Genomic DNA, 17,764 nt, shown 5'->3' on the forward strand with positions numbered 1-17,764 from the left:
AAGGAACCGGCCATCAAGGTTCGCGCATGCTTTCGTTGACACTGCCCAACAGGGGCTTCAGGAAATAGGCAATGATGGTCCGGCTGCCCACCTTGACGTCAGCGGTCAAGGGCAAGCCAGGAACCAAGCGGAAGCCATCCGGTACGTTGCGAAGATCGACCTTGGTCAGTTTGATCTGAGCGCGGTAGAACAAGCCGCCGCTTGCACCTGTCGTTGCTGAACCGCCATCCGCCTTGGCGATGCCCGTGGTCCGGTCGTTGCGGCTGAAGGAATCGTCGCTGATTGTCCGCACGACGCCTTCCGCAGCACCATGCTCAAAGTAATTGTAGGTGTCGAACTTCAGAGCAACGGCGTCGCCCTCGCGAATGAAGCCAATTTCCCGCCCATCGATCTGGACCGACGCCTCCAACGGCGCGTTGATCGGCACCAACGTGAACAGCGGCTCAGCCGCCTGGGCGATTGAGTTGACCGAACGGTTGGCCACCTCCAACACCACCGCGTCCACGGGGGCGGTCAGCGTCACCAACTCCTGCCGCTTCTTGGCCTTGGCCATCTGCTCGGCCAGCACGTCACGCTCGGTGCGCTGTTGCAGCAGGTCCTGCGCGATCGTGTTTTTCCACTGCTGCGTGAACGCTTCGCGCTGGGCCTTCAGATCATCCAATTCGTGACGGTTTTGCTGTTCCGTCGCCTTGGTCGAGGTCAGATTGCGTTCGATGTCCAGCCGGTTTGCGGTGGCCGCCAACGCGTTCAGCTTGCTGCCAACCTGGGAGGCCGCCAGCGTGTTGCGGATGTCCTCGATCTCTTTCCACTTTTGCAACTGCGCGGTCAGATTGACGATCTGGATCGCGCTGCTGGCGATGTTGGCCTCTGCGCGCGCGATGCGCTCGTTGTAACTCAACACCTGAGCATTGAATTGGGCCTGGCGGTTTCGCCACAAACCAAGCTGCGCTATGGCCATTTCCGGTGGAAAGGCCACAGGCGGCTTGTAGGTTTGACCAGACAGTTCGGCTTCCAAACGGGAGATGTTGGCTTCGGCGGTCTGCACACGCACGTTGATCTGGCCAATGTCCGATTGGGCAAAGGTCGGATCGACGGTGGCCAAGACCTGCCCGGCCTTGACGATGTCTCCGGCGCGCACCTTGATGCTTTTCAGAATCGCGGTGTCAAAGGACTGAATGATGATCGGCGTTTCGGTGGACACCAGACGACCGCTTGCCGACACCACCCGATCAATCCGGGCAAAAGACGCCCATGTGATCGCCGCCACGATCATCACGGTGGTGGTGTAGAGCGTCAACCGCGTCAGCAGCGGTTCCGGCTGGTTTTCAATCTCGGACGTGTCCGACTGAAAATCAGCGATCGAGCGCTCCGCCTCTTCCAGCTCACGCGGCGAGGGTTTGATCTGCACCAAGCTCATGATGCGATCTCCAGGTGACGGTTCTGCTTGTACCAGAGATGACGGTAGACGTCGCAACGGCTCAACAGATCGTTGTGACGACCGACATCAGCCACCTTGCCGTGATCCAGCACCATGATAGCGTCACAGCTCACCAAAGAAGACAGGCGGTGCGAGATGATGATGAGGGTCCGGCCCTTGGCGATGTTCTGCATGTTGGCTTGGATGATCGCCTCGCTCTCGGCGTCAAGCGCGCTGGTCGCTTCATCCATGATGAGAATGGGCGGGTTGATGAGCAACGCCCGGGCAATGGCCAGACGCTGACGCTGACCACCCGACAGATTGGCCGACCCTTCCTCAATCATCGTGTCAAAGCCACGCGGCAAACGTTCAATGAACTCGTCAGCCCCGGCCAGACGCGCGGCTTCGATCACCTCTTCCATCGGCGCGCCAGGTTTGGCCGCCGAAATATTCTCGCGAATGGTGCCTCGGAACAGAAAATTATCCTGCAACACAACGCCGATGTTGGTGCGCAAATGGTCGAGATCGATTTCCCGCAGATCATGACCATCCACCTTGACGAGGCCCTCCTGCGGGCGGTGCAGGGCCTGAAGAATGCGCGTCACCGTCGTCTTGCCCGAACCGCTTCGGCCCATGACGCCAAACATGTGCCCCTGTTCGATGGTGAAGGACACACGGTCAAGCGCGGGCGAGGACGCTCCGGGATAGGTGAAGCGGACGTTGGAAAACTCGACCGCCCCCTTGATCGCCGCCCGCATGCCGCGTCCGGTGCGCCCCTCTTCAACGTCGTGATTCATGATCTGGCCCAGCATGCGCAGGGAGAGAGAAACCTCCTGAAACTGCTGGATCATCTGGGAAAGCTGAACCAATGGCCCGGTGACGCGCCCGGCGACGATCTTGAAGGCGATCAGACCACCAACCAGCATCGAGCCGTCGAAGATCATGTAGGCGCCCAAGCCCATGACCACGACCTGGGTCAGCTTGTCGATGGGCATGATGAGCGACTGGGCGATCAACGCAAAGCTGCCCAAACGGAAGCGGTTCTCAATGGCGCGGGCCAGCTTCTGATCCCAGGCCTGCCGCTGGCGCGCGTCCAACGCCAGCGACTTGATGGTGCGCATGCCCTGGATGGTTTCCACCAGATAGCCCTGAAGGTTGGCCTCGCTGGTGTAGAGATCGTTCATGCGTCGCTTCATCGGCGGCAGGAAGGCGATCATCATCACGCACAACAGCAGGGTCGACCCCAGAACGACTATGGCCAGAACAGCGCTGTACATGAACATCATCGGGATGAAGACGATCAAACCGATGCAATCCAACGCGACAGAAAACACCTGACCCGTCAGAAACTGCCGGATGCGTTCGGTCTGCTGCATGTTCTTGGTGACGACGCCGGTCGACGAATGCTCGAAGAAATCGATGGGCAGACTGACCAGTTTGGAGAAGGTGCGCATGCTGACCTGCGCGTCGATCTTGTTCGACGCGTAGAGCATCAGATAACGGCGCATGTAGGAAAAGAGCGTCTCGAACACGATGGCGAGCATCATGCCGCCCAACAGCACATGCAGCGTTTCGATGCTCCGGTGCACCAGAACACGATCAATAACGATCTGCATGAAGACCGGCATCGCCATGGTCAGGACACTGAGCAGAATCGCCGAAATGGCGACATCGCGGAACACCCGCTTCTGCTGCCGGATCATCGGGAAGAACCAGGAGAAACCAAACTCCGGTTCCTCCGCCACCGCATCGCCGTCCAGCTTCAGCAGGATGACTTCGCCGGTCCAGGCGTCGGTGAAGCGGGCCTCATCGACCGGCAACGCGACGCCGTCGGTCGCCAGAGGATCCTGCATCAGGACCACCGGCACACCGTTGACGACGTTGGCGCCAACAATCAGCACCGAGTTGCCGTTTCGCAAACGGGCGATCACCGGGAAGGCCTGATCCAGCTTGCCGAAGTGATGCCAGCCAATGCGGACCGCGCGCGCTTTCAAGCCGATCTTGCCGGCCAACTTCACCAAAAGGCGGCTGGATGGCTCACGGTTGTCCAGCACATTGTCATGCTGGATGCGTTCGACCGACGTGTCTATGCCTCGAAGGCGGGCCGCCTCGACAAGGCACTTCAAGGCGCTGTTTGGCCCGGAGGCGGGCATCTGCGTGACGCTCCTAAACTGCAAAAAGATTTTGGCGTATAGGCAACCCGCTGGTTTTCACAGGCAAATTAAAACATTGTAATCCATCCTTTTTCAGTCATTCCCCTGGAACAAGACGGAGATGCGAATCTCGTAAGCCGCTATCATCAAACGGAACGGATGATTATCATTGGATTGGCGGCCCCCTTAACTCTGAAGAGACGACAACAACCCTGCCATGAGAATCCTGGTGATTGAGGATGACCCAAAAGCAACAGCCCTGATGCTGAAGGGGTTGCGGGATCATGGTCATGAAGCCGATCATGTCGCGGACGGCGCCGAAGGCCTGAAACAGGCCGCCGCCGGATCATACGACGTCCTGATCGTTGATCGCATGCTGCCATCTCAGGACGGCATGTCCGTCATCCGTTCGCTGCGCGCCATCGGCAACGACACACCAGCGCTGATTCTCAGCGCGTTGGGCAGCCTGGAGGACCGGCTGTATGGCTTGCGCAACGGCTGCGACGACTATCTGACCAAACCCTGCTCGTTGGGCGAACTGATCGCCCGGGTGGAAATCCTGGGCCGACGACGACCGCAAAACCAGCCAGAGATGCGCCTGAAGGTCGGCGACCTCGAAATGGATCTTCTGACCCGCAAGGTGAAACGGGAGGGTCGGTCGATCGAGTTGCACCCCCGCGAATTCAAGCTTCTCGAATATCTGATGCGCAACGCCGGGAATGTGGTGACACGGACAATGCTGCTGGAAAACGTCTGGGAGTTTCATTTCGACCCGCAGACCAACGTGATCGAAGTGCACGTCGCCCGCCTGCGCCAGAAGATCGACCGCGATTTCGCCACCCCGCTGATCCACACCGTGCGCGGCGCGGGGTATTGTCTGCGTGCTTGACCGGTTGCGCCTGCGCACTGTCACGCTCCGGGTGGCTCTGGTCTCCCTGGGAGTCTTTGTGCTGTCAGCCCTGATCGTGTCGGGCATGATCTACAAGGTTACGGAAGCGTTCCTCGACCGTCAGGCCGAAGACTCCATCACCGCTGAACTCGACGGGCTGATGAGCCACCACAACCGGGGTGGCCTGCCCAAACTGATCCAGGTTCTGACCGACCGCACCGAAACGGCCCACATCACCGATCTGCTGCTGTTGACCGATCCAAACGGAAAACGGGTGATCGGCAACCTGCCCGCCATGCCCGCCGTCACCCCGGATCACCGGGGATGGCTCTCCTTTCAGGCGGGAACCGGATTGGTCGGGCATGATGGCGCCCCGCCGGGCGACCTGATGGCGATGGGGGTGATCCGGTCGCTCCCGGATGGTTACACACTGCTGGTTGGGGCTGATCTGGGGGAGTGGCGACGCTTCCGAAGCCAGATCGTCCAAGCGCTGTTCTGGAGCTTCATGGCGATCCTGATGATTTCAGCGATTGGCGGTCGCTTGGTCAGCCGCCACTTCACCCACCGCCTGGAAACAATCAACCGCACCACCCGCAAGATCATCGACGGCCATCTGCACGCCCGCATCCCGCGCTCGCCCAATGACGATGAATTGGATCGGCTCGCCGCCAACGTGAACGACATGCTCGACCAGATCGAGGATCTGATGACTGGCTTGCGGCATGTCAGCGAAGGCATCGCCCACGACCTCCGTACCCCGTTGAACCGTCTGCGCGGCCAGTTGGAAATGGCGGTGATCGAAACACGCGATGGAGATCCGACGCGCGAGATGATCCAGGAGGCGATCGCCGAGGCAGACCGGTTGCTCGACATGTTCAACGCTTTGCTCAGCATTGCCAAGGCCCAGGCGGGCTACCAGCAGATGCCTTTGGTTGATGTGCCGCTTTCGCCTGTTCTGTGGCGGGTGGTGGAACTGTATGAGCCCGTCGCCGAAGAACGGCGGATTTCTCTGAACATCGAAGTCAACGTTCAAGCCGTGGTGCGGGGGCAGGAACAGCTTTTGGCCCAAGCGTTGGCCAATCTGGTCGACAACGCGGTCAAATACACCCCCGAAGGCGGACGCATTGACGTGACCGTCGCCATCAACCGCGCCGGATGGACCGAAATCATCATCGCCGACAACGGCATCGGCATCCCGGTTGAGGATCACGAACGCGTCCTGGGACGGTTCATCCGTCTGGACTGGAGCCGCAGCACGCCAGGCAACGGCTTGGGACTCAGCTTGGTGGACGCGGTGACGCAATTGCACGGAGCCAAGCTGACAATGGAGGACAACCAGCCCGGTCTTCGCGTGCGCCTGTGTTTCCCACCAACCCAAAGCATGACCTCCGCCGATCACAGCGGACAGATCCGGGATAACAGCCCAAGCGGACAAAAGCCCAAAGGGTGATTTGCCCTCTTGGTCTTCTTGATTCCACAACTGCGCCAAGACATGTTCAGGACATGCAGCGCATCACGGGCAAGGCCGCTCTGCAAAGGCTGTGCGAATGCGGTGGCGCCAATAAGAAAGCGTCACCGGCCCCAAGCGTGACGGACCTGTGGCCAACACCCCCTGGATGCGCTGATGTTCCCGCTCCAGAAAGTCTGCGTCCACATCCTCCCACCGCTCCACCGCCACCAACGGCAGATCCGCAAACGACCGCATCCACACCCCCGCCTGCACCAAGGGGATGACTCCCAGAGACAAAGCCTCCCATGTGCGGTGGCAGTCCGGCCCATTTCCGGGAGGCGACACACAGAAACGGTGGGCCGCCAACTCCTCCAAATAAGGGCGATAAGGCTTGGGCGGGGTCAACGTGACAAAGGGCTTGTCCTTCAGAAGGTCAAACACCCGCTGCCGCTCGACAGGGTTGGTGCGTATCTCAAAGTTTGCGTAAAGCCACCGATCCTGCGAACGCCGCTCACGGGCGACCGCCGCAAGCGCCGCTGTGTCCCCATGCGGCCATTGCGCGTTGGCCAAGCCGATCGGCAAAGCGGACAGCTTGGAATGGTCAAGCTCGGCATTCTGGGCAAACCAATGGACGAGACGGACATCGTCCAAGAGCACACGATGCTGGGGACCGATGCGGTGATCGCTGTTGTGACTCATCAGCACGAAGCGATGAGTCAGATGCGGAAGAAGGTCGTGGATGAAGCGGTCGATCAGGTGCGTGTAAACGAAGATGACCGACGCCCGTTGCAAAGCAAGGAGTTGACCGGCTCCTTCGACCACAAGACGCTCCCGCCCCCCTTGGAATTGGCACAGCCGCAGAGTGGGGCAACGGCGCAAGCTGGTGTGGAACGCGGCGGTGGCCGGATCGATCACCGCCACATCGGCCAATGTCTGAAGACGTTCGCCGGTGATGATGTCCGCCTCTGGAATCATGATCGGCTCCGCAGGCGGTGGCGGAGCGGGTGACGCCACGGGACAGGGTGGCGCCGAACGGAAGCTGGCCAGATCCTTGGAATGGACGTGAAGGTTGATGATCGGCCAGAAGGGGGCATCCTCCCCCAACCCACGCGCGCGCAGATGGGGGACGCGTCGCCCCCGATCATCCGGGATCAGGCGGAACCGATAGTCTGATGGCTGATAGACCGCGCTTTCGTTCAAAAATCCAACAGTTCGACGCCCCTGGACATTGCGTGGATCGACCCCCCCCAGATGCTGCCCCAACGCGCCGGTGTCAAAAACCGCACCCAGCGCCGCAAAATGCCGGGTGTACAGACCCGGCTCCGCCGGAATCAAACCGGTCAAACTACCCGCAACGGGCGGACCATCGGTCGGAACCACCGGCAACGCGTCCACGCGCTCCATTCCGAACCGCTGCCGAAACAGACCGAGCAGCGCCATGTCGTTGATCCGGGTTCCCGGATTGCGGACAAAAAACTCCGCAATAAAATGAGTGAAGCGCCTCAACGCAGCGGCATCGCGCGCGTAGAGAAGACCGGCGATACCCCGCTGATCGTTGTCAAAGGGCACGGCAAGACCGGAATACAACTGTTCGAGCCGCTCGCACAACGGGCCGATGTCCGCATACAGCAGATTGTCGCTTTCCAGATGGATAACGTTGGTCAACCCCAAGCTCTCCATCGCCGTTTCAATCAGGAAGAAACGTTCGATGACATAAGTCCAGAAACCGAAGCGGAAACTGCGATCCGTCGTGGCCACGGCGCGGAACCGCGCCAGGTCGGGCGACACCGGCATATCCTCGACACGCAGCACCCGAATGCCCAAAATCGGATCGGGCGGTGACGCCAGCACAGCGGCGGCGTTCGCCACCAGGACAATGTCGCAGGCGTTGAACAACCGCGCCTGCGCGAGCGCATCATCCAGATAGGCGGGCAGTACGTCGCCCAAATGAACAAAAACAATGGCTTGCGGCATGGGATAACCCCCGGTCGCTGGCTGTGGATGATCGCCTTCGCGTCAGCGGCGCGGCGGCGTTAACGGAGGATGGACGAGTCTTGCGGCACGAGCATGGTCGTCGTCTGCGACAAACCCAAGGTCAAGCTCCACCATTCCGGCCCCACACGCACGCCAATAAGGCCGTGGCGCGGACGGCGCCAGAGCCGGAAGGAGCGCGACCGCCTGCTGAAAGAAAGCCGCCGCCTCGCGCGGTCGCCCAAGAGCGGTCAAGCACACACCGGCGTTGTGATGAAGGTGCCCGGCCAAAGGGGCGCGGGCAATCGCCTGACGCGCCGCCTCTAACGCCGCCGTATGATGGTGTTGACCGTGCAACGCCAGAACCAGAACCGACAACACCCCAGGATGGCCAGGGTTGTCCGCCAAAAGCGCGCGGCACAGCCGCTCCGCCTCAACACAATCGCCCCCCCGCCAGCAGGCAAAGGCATGCGGCAGATCATCAGCCAACGTCATGACGCGAAAACCCGTCTCACCTGGGGCCAGGACAATGCGCCGCACACAACCAAAGCCGTGCAGGCTGACGCCCCGCTCTCTTAACAGGGCGCCCCTGCCCCGTCCATCCCGGAGGGATCTCCCACAAGGCGCCCACACCCGGTTCGACGAACGTCACGGCCAAAGCCACGGTTCACGGGGCTTGCCAACCGATGAAATGCATTGACGAACCTTCCAACGGCCTATCTTATGGCCGCGAAATACCCCCCTGACGACGTCCCGACCTCATGCAGCGTTATCATCTGCTCGCCCCATACGGCAACGCCACGAATCAGGACCGCGTGGACACCGTTGGCCGGAATGGATTGCGAGACGCTCCAGAACGCGAAGCCGCGCGCGGGTTGTCGATTGTCATCCTCAATCTGAACAAACCCGAACTGATTGTTCCGTTGGTTGACAGCCTGATCGCGATCGAACCACAGTTCCGCAACGCCGGATTGGGGTTCGAGGTGCTGATCGGTGACACGGGATCGACCGACCCAGCGGTGCTTGCCCTGTATGACCGTGCTCCTCCTATGGTGACGGTCATGCGGGACCTAAAATACCAGTTCTCCCGTTGCAACAATCAGGTGTTCTTCGCCCACGCCCGCTATGACGCCACGTTGTTCCTGAACAACGACGTCATTCTGCGCGACCAGCCCGACTGTCTGATGCGGATGTTCCGTTTGCTGGAACAGCGACCGGATTTGGGAATGGCCGGACTGTGCCTGTTCTTCCCCGATGGAACAGTCCAACACGCTGGAATCGATGTGTTCCGCGACGGGCCGTTGCGCGGCTTTTGTTTTCACCCCCACGCGCGGGAAACAATGCCCGCGACCGCAGCGGAAAGCTGGGACTGCCTTGCCGTCACCGCCGCATGCGTTATGATCCGGTCCGGTCTGTTCCGGGAGATCGGTGGATTCGACGAGGCCTATCGGACCGAGTGCCAGGATGTGGCCCTGTGCCTTGCGGCACGCCGACTGGGCCAGGGGATCGCCATTCTCAACGCGGGCCAAGTGCTGCATCTGGAAAACGCCACCCGCCCCAAGGGATCGGAAGACTGGGCCGACCGCCAGCTCTTCATGCGCCGTTGGGGGGCTTTCATCGACGCCTTCGCCCTTTAGGATCCCCCTGTGTTGAATTCCATGTCCGCACTCCTTTTCCTCTGCCACCGCATGGGCCGCGGCTATGGGGTCTCGGTGGTGATCGAAAACTTGTCGCGCGGGCTGGCCGCGCGCGGTGTTCGGGTCGTCATCGGCTGCATGGAGCATGACGGGACCGTTCCCGGTCTGGACATCCGGCAGGTGGAGCCACGCGCGGCGGACATCGCCACCCTGGCGCGGGAGGTTGGCGCGACGGTCATGGTTGCGCACACCACCCCGTTCTTTGAAGCCCTACCCGAACTGCGCGGAGAGTTCGCCTGCTGGGCATGGGAGCATGGCGACCCCAGCCCGTCTTTCTTCGAAGAGGACCGGGGGGAACGCGAACGGATCATCCGGCACAAGCAGGCGAATGTTTATCCGGCGATGGATGGCGTGGTCTCCATTTCGGAATTCATCACCAGCGACATCGCATGGCCAAAGGCCCAATTGGTCTTCAACGGCTGCGACCACGTCCCGGATCGTGGCGGCAAGGGGTTGCAGGATTTTCCACTGGGGGATGGCGCGCCCCTGCGTATTGGAACCCTGATGCGGATCGGCGTCGGTGAAGCGCGCTACAAGGGGATGCGGAACTTCCTGGATCTGACGGCAGCGGTGCGCGCGTCAGGGATCAACGCCGAAATCCACATCATGGGACGCGGCGCGCCGGAGGATGCGGAGGGGTTCCGCGCCGCTGGCATCATCACCCACCTCAACGCAACGGACGAGGAGCGGGCAGAGTATCTGCGCGCGCTTGACGTCTTCGTGTCGCCGAGCTTGTGGGAAGGGTGCAACCTGCCGCTTCTGGAGGCCCAAGCCCTGGGGACCGTCGGGTTGGCCTATGACACCGGAGCGCATCCGGAAATGACCCCTTTCCTGGCCGCAGACAGCGCCGATATGCTGTCGTTGCTCAAGACCTATGCCCGAAACCGCAACCTGCTGCGCCAGCATTCGATCATGGGCTACCGCTTTGTGCGGAGCAGGTACCGTTGGAGCGTGGCGGTGGACCGGACGATCGCCGTGCTTGGTCTGCAAATGGGAGCCACCCCCATTGCCATCGCCGAGTCCGCCCCAGCCTTCCGGCGCGCCTGGGTGGCGACGTATGTGACCAAATTCTGGAAAATCCTGCGCACCGAAGGCCTGTCGAGCGCCACCAACCGGACCATGCGTTATCTGTCCCACCATCTCCAGCGGCGCCAGCACTGATGACCGACCCTCATCGCGCATCGGTCGCGATTCCCCTGGCGTGGTGTGACGACGGACATGCGGCTCTCGCGTGGCGTTGCGGCTTGGCCTTGTGCCGCGCCTTGAGCGGAGAAGGGGCGTCCGTCACCGCCTGCATCGTGTCTGAAGAGGCCCTGCCCGCCATCCAGGAAGAGACGCTGCGCACCTTGTCGGAACGGTATGGCGTGGCGGTGGAGCACGCGCCCAGCCCTTCGATGCGGTTGGAAGGAAATCTTTACACCCGCCTCGCTTACCGCTTTTTCCTATGGGCGCGTGATCGCAACGACGATGCGATTCACGCCGCCGATCTGTTTGGACTGCCTTATTACTGCCTGCTGGCCCGAACCGCCGGGCGACACTTCAGCTTCACCGCCGTCGGGTTGGTGAGCCTGGGAGCAAGCCGCAGCCTGTTGCTGGATGAAGGGCGCTTTCCAGATTTCGACACCCTGAGCCGCTTGCATCTGGAAGACGGTTGCCGATCCATGGCTGACCGCGTGGCGCCGGTGACGGGCCTTGCTCTGCCCATCCTTGACCTGAGCAACGTTCCATCGCCCCCGCCCGCCTCCACCGCAGGCACCCGAATCCTCGTGGCTGGCGACGCGCTGGACATTGCGGATTTGCGCTTTGTAAACAAGGCGTTGGTGCAGGCGCTGCCACACCTGAAAACACCGATCCACGTCACCGTGATCGACACCACCGCCTCCCCACCGCCCATCATCCGCCTGCAAAGCGATGCAACGGTGGTGACGGACCAGGGAGACGGCGCGCTTGCCACAGCGCTGCACGCCACCGACATTGCTGTTCTGCCCGCCGCGCGCCGTGACGTTGCATGGCTTGCCGCCTCGTGCCAAGCGGTTGGCGTTCGGGTGATCGGGCGCGGACACACCGACCTGACGGCGCTTGGCCCCGCCTTTGCCCCCTGTGGCCCACCCGCCGATTTGGCTGACCGACTGATCTCGGCTCTGGCGGCGCCCGCCCCATCGCCAAGCACCACCATGCCCCTCCGTCTGGAACGCACCGCCGTCCCAACACCGGAGCCTGTGGGCGCCCCACCGTTGGTCAGCGTCTGCATCACCCATTTCAATCGACCACAGCTTTTGCGGTCGGCCCTGTCCAGCTTGGCCATGCAGGATTATCCGGCGCTGGAACTGATCCTGGTCGATGATGGCAGCGACACCCCCGAAGCGCTGGAATGTCTGGCGACGCTGGAGCGCGACCCACCCGTTGCCACGTTCCGCCTGATCCGCCAGAGCAACCGCTATCTTGGCGCCGCGCGCAACGCCGCAGCGGCGGCGGCCACGGGCGCCTACCTGCTGTTCATGGACGATGACAATCTGGCCAAACCAGAGGAGTTGTCTGTCCTGGTTCGGGCCGCCCGCGTGTCCGGGGCCGACATCGTCACCTGCTTCAACGACACCTTCTCACGCGAGGACGATGGTCAACCGGTTGTTGACAGCCGCCGCCTCTTTCTGGGGCCTGCAACCGGGGTTGGCGTTCTGTTCAACGCCTTTGGTGACGCCAACGCCCTGATCCGCGCCGAAACTTTCCACACGCTGGGCGGTTTTACCGAGGATTACGGGGTAGGGCACGAGGATTACGAGTTTTTTGCCCGCGCGGTCCTGAACGGCGCCCGGTTGTTGACCGTGCCCGAAGCGCTGTTCTGGTACCGAACCGATGCCGGCAGCATGATTAAAACAACCGCGCTGGGCCTTAACCATGCGCGGGCCTTGCGCCCTTATATGGCCAAAGGTGTCGATGGCGCACTGGCCGGGGATCTCGTCACGCTGGCGCGCGGAGCTTTCATCCGTGCCGATCACACGATCGCGCTGCTGCAAGCTGATGGTGAGCGAAAGCAACAAGCCATCGAGTCTTTGGTCGCGGCGAACGAGGATAAGCAGCACGCCATCGACGATTTGAAGACAGAAAACGAAGGGAAACAACTGGTCATTGGTGGTTTGGAAGCCGAGAACAGCGAAAAACAGCAGGCTATTGTTGCTTTGGAAGCGGCGAACGGCGAAAAGCAGCGAGCTATTGTTGCTTTGGAAGCGGCGAACGGCGAAAAGCAGCAGGCCATCATTGCTTTGGAAGCTGCAAACGGCGAAAAGCAACAGGCCATCACCGTACTGGAGGCGTCTAATGCAGAGAAGCAACAGATGATTGCCGCTTTGCATGCCTCTTGGTCCTGGCGTATGACCGGGCCGTTCCGCCGCGTTGCCCGTCTGACCCAACGGATCATTGGCCTGTTTGCCTGCCGCCCGCGTGGCCTGACCCTGATTCCCCATGGCAATCTGACCAAAGAGGGTGATCTTTACCGCAGCGATGATGATGATCCCCAATTCTTCATCGAAGCCAACTCCGGGCGCTTGCCCAGCGGTTGGGTGCTGTTGCGATACAGCGGTCAGGGCATTGATTTTCCACTGACGCCTGAATTGTTCATCGACGCCGGAAACGGGTTGTCGGAAGCCGGGAAATTGACCTTTCCACCGCTCCGCGAGGGGCGAGGCCGTCAAATTCTGCGCCTTCCCGAAGGAGTGCGCGCGCTGCGCCTCGACCCGATGGCCCGGCCCGGTCGCTTCCGGCTGGATCGTGTTGAGGCCATCTCTTGCGGGGGCCTGACCCTACTGGCGTTCCTGCTGGCCCAACGCCCGGCCATGATTCTGGCCGGCATCCTGCGCGGTCCCCGGCGTCTGACGCAGGTGATGGACGACGCGATTCGGTTGGAAAACGCCGCGCCAGCCTTGACCTACGAAGACTGGGTGGCCTGCTTCGACCGCTTAACCGATGAGGATCAGAACACGATCTCGCGGCGTGGCGCAAACCTGAGCGCCGATTTCACGGTGGTGATTCCAGCCCAGAACGCGGATTCAACCGATCTGGCAGACACCATCGCCTCTTTGCGTGGACAGCTTTACCCCCGTTGGCGGCTGGTCATCCTGACGTCTGACGAGACCTGCCGACACAACTTGGCTCCTTTGCTGCAGGATCCCCGCGTTTCGTTGGCAACCGACGCCACAGCCCTGATTGGGGTCGGCGATTGGCTGGCCTTCGTTGATCCAGGCACGCACCTCGCGCCACAAGCGCTGTACATGGCCGCCCATTGTCTGGCCGCCGACCCGACCACCGAAATCCTCTACGCTGACGATGATCGGTTGGATCAACGAAAGCGACGGACGCGCCCTCATTTCAAGCCCGACTGGAGTCCTGACTTCTTCCTGGCCCGCAACTATCTGGGGCCATTTGTCGTCATCCGCTCGGACCTGCTCGATTCCACCACGCTGACCAACTCCACCGGCGCTGATCTGGCTTATGCCACGGTTCTGCGGCGCATGTTGACCGGGCCGGAGCCCGTGGTTCGTCACGCGCCATTCGTGCTGTCCCACCGTCCCTCCCATGATGATGGTGAGATGGCCCGCCGTGGACGCGAACGTACGCTTCTGGCCCAGCAGCTCGCCTTGCAGGGCGCGCGGGTGGAACCCTGGTTGCAAGGCGCCGCCAATCACATCATCTACGCGTTGCCGGAACGAGCGCCTTTTGTGAGCGTGATCGTGCCGACCAAGGACAAAATCGACCTGCTGCGCCTGTGTGTGGACAGCCTGCGGGCGCGCACCGTCTACCCCGGCGGCTTTGAAATCCTGGTGATCGACAACCGCAGCGAAACCGACGAGGCGCGCGCCTATTTCGCCGAATTGGAACGCACCGGGGCTGCCCGTGTCCTGACCTATGACGCGCCCTTCAACTATTCGGCCATCAACAATTTCGGTGTCCGTCACGCCAAGGGCGAGGTTCTCGCCTTCCTGAACAACGACATCGAAGCCATCGCCCCATCCTGGCTGGCGGAAATGACCGCCCACGCGCTCCGCCCCGACATCGGGGCGGTTGGAACAATGCTGTATTACCCGGACAACACGATCCAACACGCCGGGGTTGGTCTGGGATTGCACACGCTGGTTGGGCATCTGCACCGGGGATTGCCGCGCGGCGCAACCGGTTACGCCGACCGGGCCGCCCTGACGCAAAATCTGTCCGCCGTCACCGCCGCCTGTCTGGTGATTCGTCGCGCTCTGTTCGAGCAGGTTGGAGGTTTTGAGGAAGAGCACCTCCACGTCGCCTTCAACGACGTCGACCTGTGCTTGCGCTTGCGAGCGGCGGGCTATCGATTGGTCTGGACCCCCCACGCTGAAATGTACCACCATGAAGGGGCATCGCGGGGACGGATCGAAAAGCCGGAGCGTTTGGCGCAGTTCGCCGTCGAAATTGGCTATATGACCAACCGTTGGGCCGATATAGCGTCCGCCGATCCCTATTACAGCCCGAACCTGACCCTTGAGGCCGAGGATTGGGGCCTTGCCTGGCCGCCGCGTCTGGCTCCGCCGTGGCGCCAGCCCATCGGCACGCCCAAAACCGGCAAGAGCGCACGACGATCCCCGCTCGCCGCTTACGCTTGGCTCGACACGGTCCAACGCTGAACACGAAAGCCGACCGCCATGGACACCACCACGCCGTCTCTGACCGTTTATCTCAATGAATCGATTGAGGTTTTGCGCAAAACACGCGACACTCTGTCCGACGCTGTGATGACAAGCGCGGTTGATCGCATCGCAAACGCTCTGGGCCAAGGGCGTCCCTTGCTGGTCTGCGGCAATGGTGGTTCGGCATCCGACGCCCAGCACATCACAGGTGAACTGGTTGGCCGTTTTCTGAAAGAACGCCGGGCGTTAAAGGCGATCTGCCTCAGTTCAAACGCCGCCGTTTTAACCGCATGGGCCAACGATTACAGCTACGACAGCGTTTTTGCCCGTCAGGTCGAAGCCTATGCCGAACCGGGCGGAGTTCTGCTTGGTCTCAGCACCAGCGGCAATTCTCCCAATGTGGTCGCCGCCTTTGACGCCGCCCGTCGGCTGGGCATGACCACCGTGGCGTTGACCGGTGAGGGCGGCGGCAAGCTGGCTGCGCTCAGCGACATTCTGCTGGCGGTGCCCTCACGCCATACCCCACTCATTCAGCAAGCTCACATCTGCCTGTACCACCATCTGTGCGAAGCGGTGGAAGCACGGCTGGCGACGGCCTGACGGCATACTCCTGGCCTTCCATTTTCATTTCGATAAAGACTTCATTTCTGAATTTGTTTTGAATCCGAAATCACTATTTTCTTTTCCCAGAATAGCGCGGTCTCAACGATGATCCGTAGATCATCGTAACGGGGTGTCCAACCCAGTTGCCGCCGAATCCGGCTGGTTCCCGCCACCAGAGCGGGCGGGTCGCCCGCGCGACGAGAAACGATACGAGTTGGCAACGATCGTCCAAGCACCGTCTCGACCATCTCCAGAACTTGCCGCACCGAATAGCCGCGACCATACCCACAATTCAAGATCAGGCTTTCACCACCGGCCTCCAGATGGCGCAACGCGGCAAGATGGGCGGCCGCCAGATCACTGACGTGGATGTAGTCACGCACACATGTGCCGTCCTCAGTGGGATAGTCGTCCCCGAAAATCTGAATGTCCGGACGTTGCCCGGTCGCCGCCTGAACCGCAATCTTCAGCAGATGGGTCGCCACCCGTGCGCTTTGTCCTGAGCGCCCCGCCGGATCCGCCCCCGCCACGTTGAAATAACGCAAGGCGATGTAACGCAATCCATAAGCTGCGGCGGCGTCACGCAACATCCATTCGGTCATCAGCTTTGACCGGCCATAGGGGTTGATCGGATTGGTCGGCGCATCCTCGTCAAGGAGTGTCGCTTCGTGCATGCCATAGACGGCAGCGGTCGAGGAAAAGATGAAGCGCTCCACCCCCGCCCGGCGCACGACCTCGATCAGACTCAGGCTGTTGGCCGTGTTGTTGCGGTAATAATCCATCGGCTTTTCAACCGATTCCGGGACCGAGATGCGTCCTGCAAAGTGCATCACCGCCCCAACACCATGGGCCACGATGGTCTGTTCGACCAGCTTGGCGTCGCCAACGTCGCCGACCACCAAAGGCACCCCATCCGGAACGGTGGTCCGGCATCCCGTCGACAGGTCGTCCAAAACCACGACCGCCCGCCCCGCATCGCGTAAGGCCAACACGACATGCGAACCGATGTAGCCGGCTCCGCCTGTCACCAGAACGGTCGTCGGAGAGGAAATCGGGTCGGCCATGCTGTTCCATCGCGGTGGGATTGCCAAGAGCCGGGCAGACTACCACCCACCACCCCGACACCGCCTCATCTTTTGCGCAGGTCATCCGCTCCAGCGGATGTCTCTTTCACAGGTTCCCCCCGATTGGCTCTGCTTTCGCCTGAAAACGACGATTGACGCGCCGCCAGCGGCAAGCCCGCCATGGACTTCGACGGCGCTCGGCGATACCAAGACAGCCGAAGGCCGCGCCGCGTCGGCGCAGAAGGAGCTATGAGCATGGACATCGCCGCACTCGCCATTCCCGACGTGAAAATCATCCGCCCAAAAAAATTCGGCGACCATCGCGGCTTTTTCTCCGAGACCTACAGCAAACGTGCGTTTGAAGCCGCTGGCCTTCTGCTCGACTTCGTTCAGGACAATCAGTCTCTCTCGGCAGAGGCTGGAACCGTGCGTGGTCTGCATTACCAGACCCCTCCCTTCGCCCAGGACAAGCTGTTGCGGGTGGTGCGCGGGGCCGTCTTCGACGTCGCCGTTGACATCCGCCGGGATTCACCAACCTTCGGCCAGCACGTCTCTGCGGTGATCAGCGCGGCCGACTGGAACCAGATCCTGGTCCCGGTCGGGTTCGCGCACGGGTTCTGCACGCTGGAACCAAACACCGAAGTCATCTACAAGGTGACGAATTTCTATTCGCCGCAGCATGATCGCGGGATTTTGTGGAACGATCCGGAGTTGGGGATCGCGTGGCCGGTGGACGCCGGTCAGGCCCTCCTGTCCGACAAGGACCTGAAAAATCCCCGTCTTTCCGAGGCGAGCGATCTGTTCTGAACCAAACCGGATCCGCAACGGTCGTTCTGGAGCAAAGATTCGGGTGTCTCTGTTGATCTTTCTGG

General features: G+C 61.4%; 12 protein-coding genes. 7 read left to right on the plus strand and 5 right to left on the minus strand.

Annotation, left to right across the window (positions count from 1 at the left end; genetic code table 11):
* Nucleotides 1-13 precede the first annotated feature (13 nt).
* Both ACODS4_RS16170 and ACODS4_RS16175 read right to left on the minus strand, forming a co-directional pair.
* On the minus strand, nt 14-1,417 hold the full coding sequence (locus ACODS4_RS16170; RefSeq protein ID WP_488865390.1) for an HlyD family type I secretion periplasmic adaptor subunit: 1,404 nt from the start codon (nt 1,415-1,417) through the stop codon (nt 14-16).
* Nucleotides 1,414-3,570: a peptidase domain-containing ABC transporter gene (locus ACODS4_RS16175; protein ID WP_488865392.1), complete on the minus strand. Its 2,157-nt coding sequence runs from the start codon at nt 3,568-3,570 to the stop codon at nt 1,414-1,416. The genes ACODS4_RS16170 and ACODS4_RS16175 overlap by 4 nt, the downstream gene beginning before the upstream one ends.
* Nucleotides 3,571-3,787: 217 nt before the next feature.
* Here ACODS4_RS16175 and ACODS4_RS16180 point away from each other — a divergent pair, with 217 nt between their 5' ends.
* Nucleotides 3,788-4,459, plus strand: coding sequence for a response regulator transcription factor (locus tag ACODS4_RS16180; RefSeq protein ID WP_488865394.1), 672 nt, complete (start codon nt 3,788-3,790; stop codon nt 4,457-4,459).
* Nucleotides 4,452-5,909, plus strand: a complete 1,458-nt coding sequence (locus ACODS4_RS16185) for an ATP-binding protein (protein ID WP_488865396.1) — start codon at nt 4,452-4,454, stop codon at nt 5,907-5,909. The genes ACODS4_RS16180 and ACODS4_RS16185 overlap by 8 nt, the downstream gene beginning before the upstream one ends.
* A 63-nt stretch (nt 5,910-5,972) precedes the next feature.
* On the opposite strand, the gene ACODS4_RS16190 is transcribed toward ACODS4_RS16185, so the two are convergent.
* Both ACODS4_RS16190 and ACODS4_RS16195 read right to left on the minus strand, forming a co-directional pair.
* Nucleotides 5,973-7,883 carry a hypothetical protein gene (locus tag ACODS4_RS16190; RefSeq protein WP_488865398.1) on the minus strand — a complete coding sequence of 637 codons (1,911 nt, stop codon included), beginning with the start codon at nt 7,881-7,883 and terminating at the stop codon, nt 5,973-5,975.
* Nucleotides 7,884-7,925: 42 nt separating this feature from the next.
* Nucleotides 7,926-8,375 (minus strand): hypothetical protein, encoded by a 450-nt coding sequence (locus tag ACODS4_RS16195; RefSeq protein ID WP_488865400.1) that lies wholly within the window; start codon nt 8,373-8,375, stop codon nt 7,926-7,928.
* 266 nt (nt 8,376-8,641) lie between these two features.
* On the opposite strand from ACODS4_RS16195, the gene ACODS4_RS16200 reads away from it, so the two are divergent.
* From ACODS4_RS16200 to ACODS4_RS16215, 4 genes are read left to right on the plus strand one after another with little or no spacing between them, the layout of a single operon-like run.
* Complete coding sequence (locus ACODS4_RS16200; RefSeq protein WP_488865402.1) at nt 8,642-9,517, plus strand: glycosyltransferase; 876 nt, start codon at nt 8,642-8,644, stop codon at nt 9,515-9,517.
* A 21-nt stretch (nt 9,518-9,538) separates the two neighbouring features.
* Entirely contained in the window at nt 9,539-10,738 is a 1,200-nt protein-coding gene (locus tag ACODS4_RS16205) for a glycosyltransferase family 4 protein (protein WP_488865403.1), read from the plus strand.
* Nucleotides 10,738-15,222, plus strand: a complete 4,485-nt coding sequence (locus ACODS4_RS16210) for a glycosyltransferase (RefSeq protein WP_488865405.1) — start codon at nt 10,738-10,740, stop codon at nt 15,220-15,222. The genes ACODS4_RS16205 and ACODS4_RS16210 overlap by 1 nt, the downstream gene beginning before the upstream one ends.
* An 18-nt stretch (nt 15,223-15,240) precedes the next feature.
* The gene (locus ACODS4_RS16215) at nt 15,241-15,825 is read left to right on the plus strand and encodes a D-sedoheptulose-7-phosphate isomerase (RefSeq protein ID WP_488865407.1); all 585 of its coding nucleotides are present in this window, start codon (nt 15,241-15,243) and stop codon (nt 15,823-15,825) included.
* A gap of 41 nt (nt 15,826-15,866) precedes the next feature.
* Here the strand turns inward: ACODS4_RS16215 and galE are convergent, their stop codons facing one another.
* Entirely contained in the window at nt 15,867-16,892 is a 1,026-nt protein-coding gene (gene galE, locus ACODS4_RS16220) for a UDP-glucose 4-epimerase GalE (protein ID WP_488865409.1), read from the minus strand.
* Between the two features lie 255 nt (nt 16,893-17,147).
* On the opposite strand from galE, the gene rfbC reads away from it, so the two are divergent.
* Nucleotides 17,148-17,699: a dTDP-4-dehydrorhamnose 3,5-epimerase gene (rfbC, locus tag ACODS4_RS16225; protein WP_488865527.1), complete on the plus strand. Its 552-nt coding sequence runs from the start codon at nt 17,148-17,150 to the stop codon at nt 17,697-17,699.
* Nucleotides 17,700-17,764: the final 65 nt, after the last annotated feature.

This window comes from Azospirillum sp. FG154 (assembly GCF_057809575.1).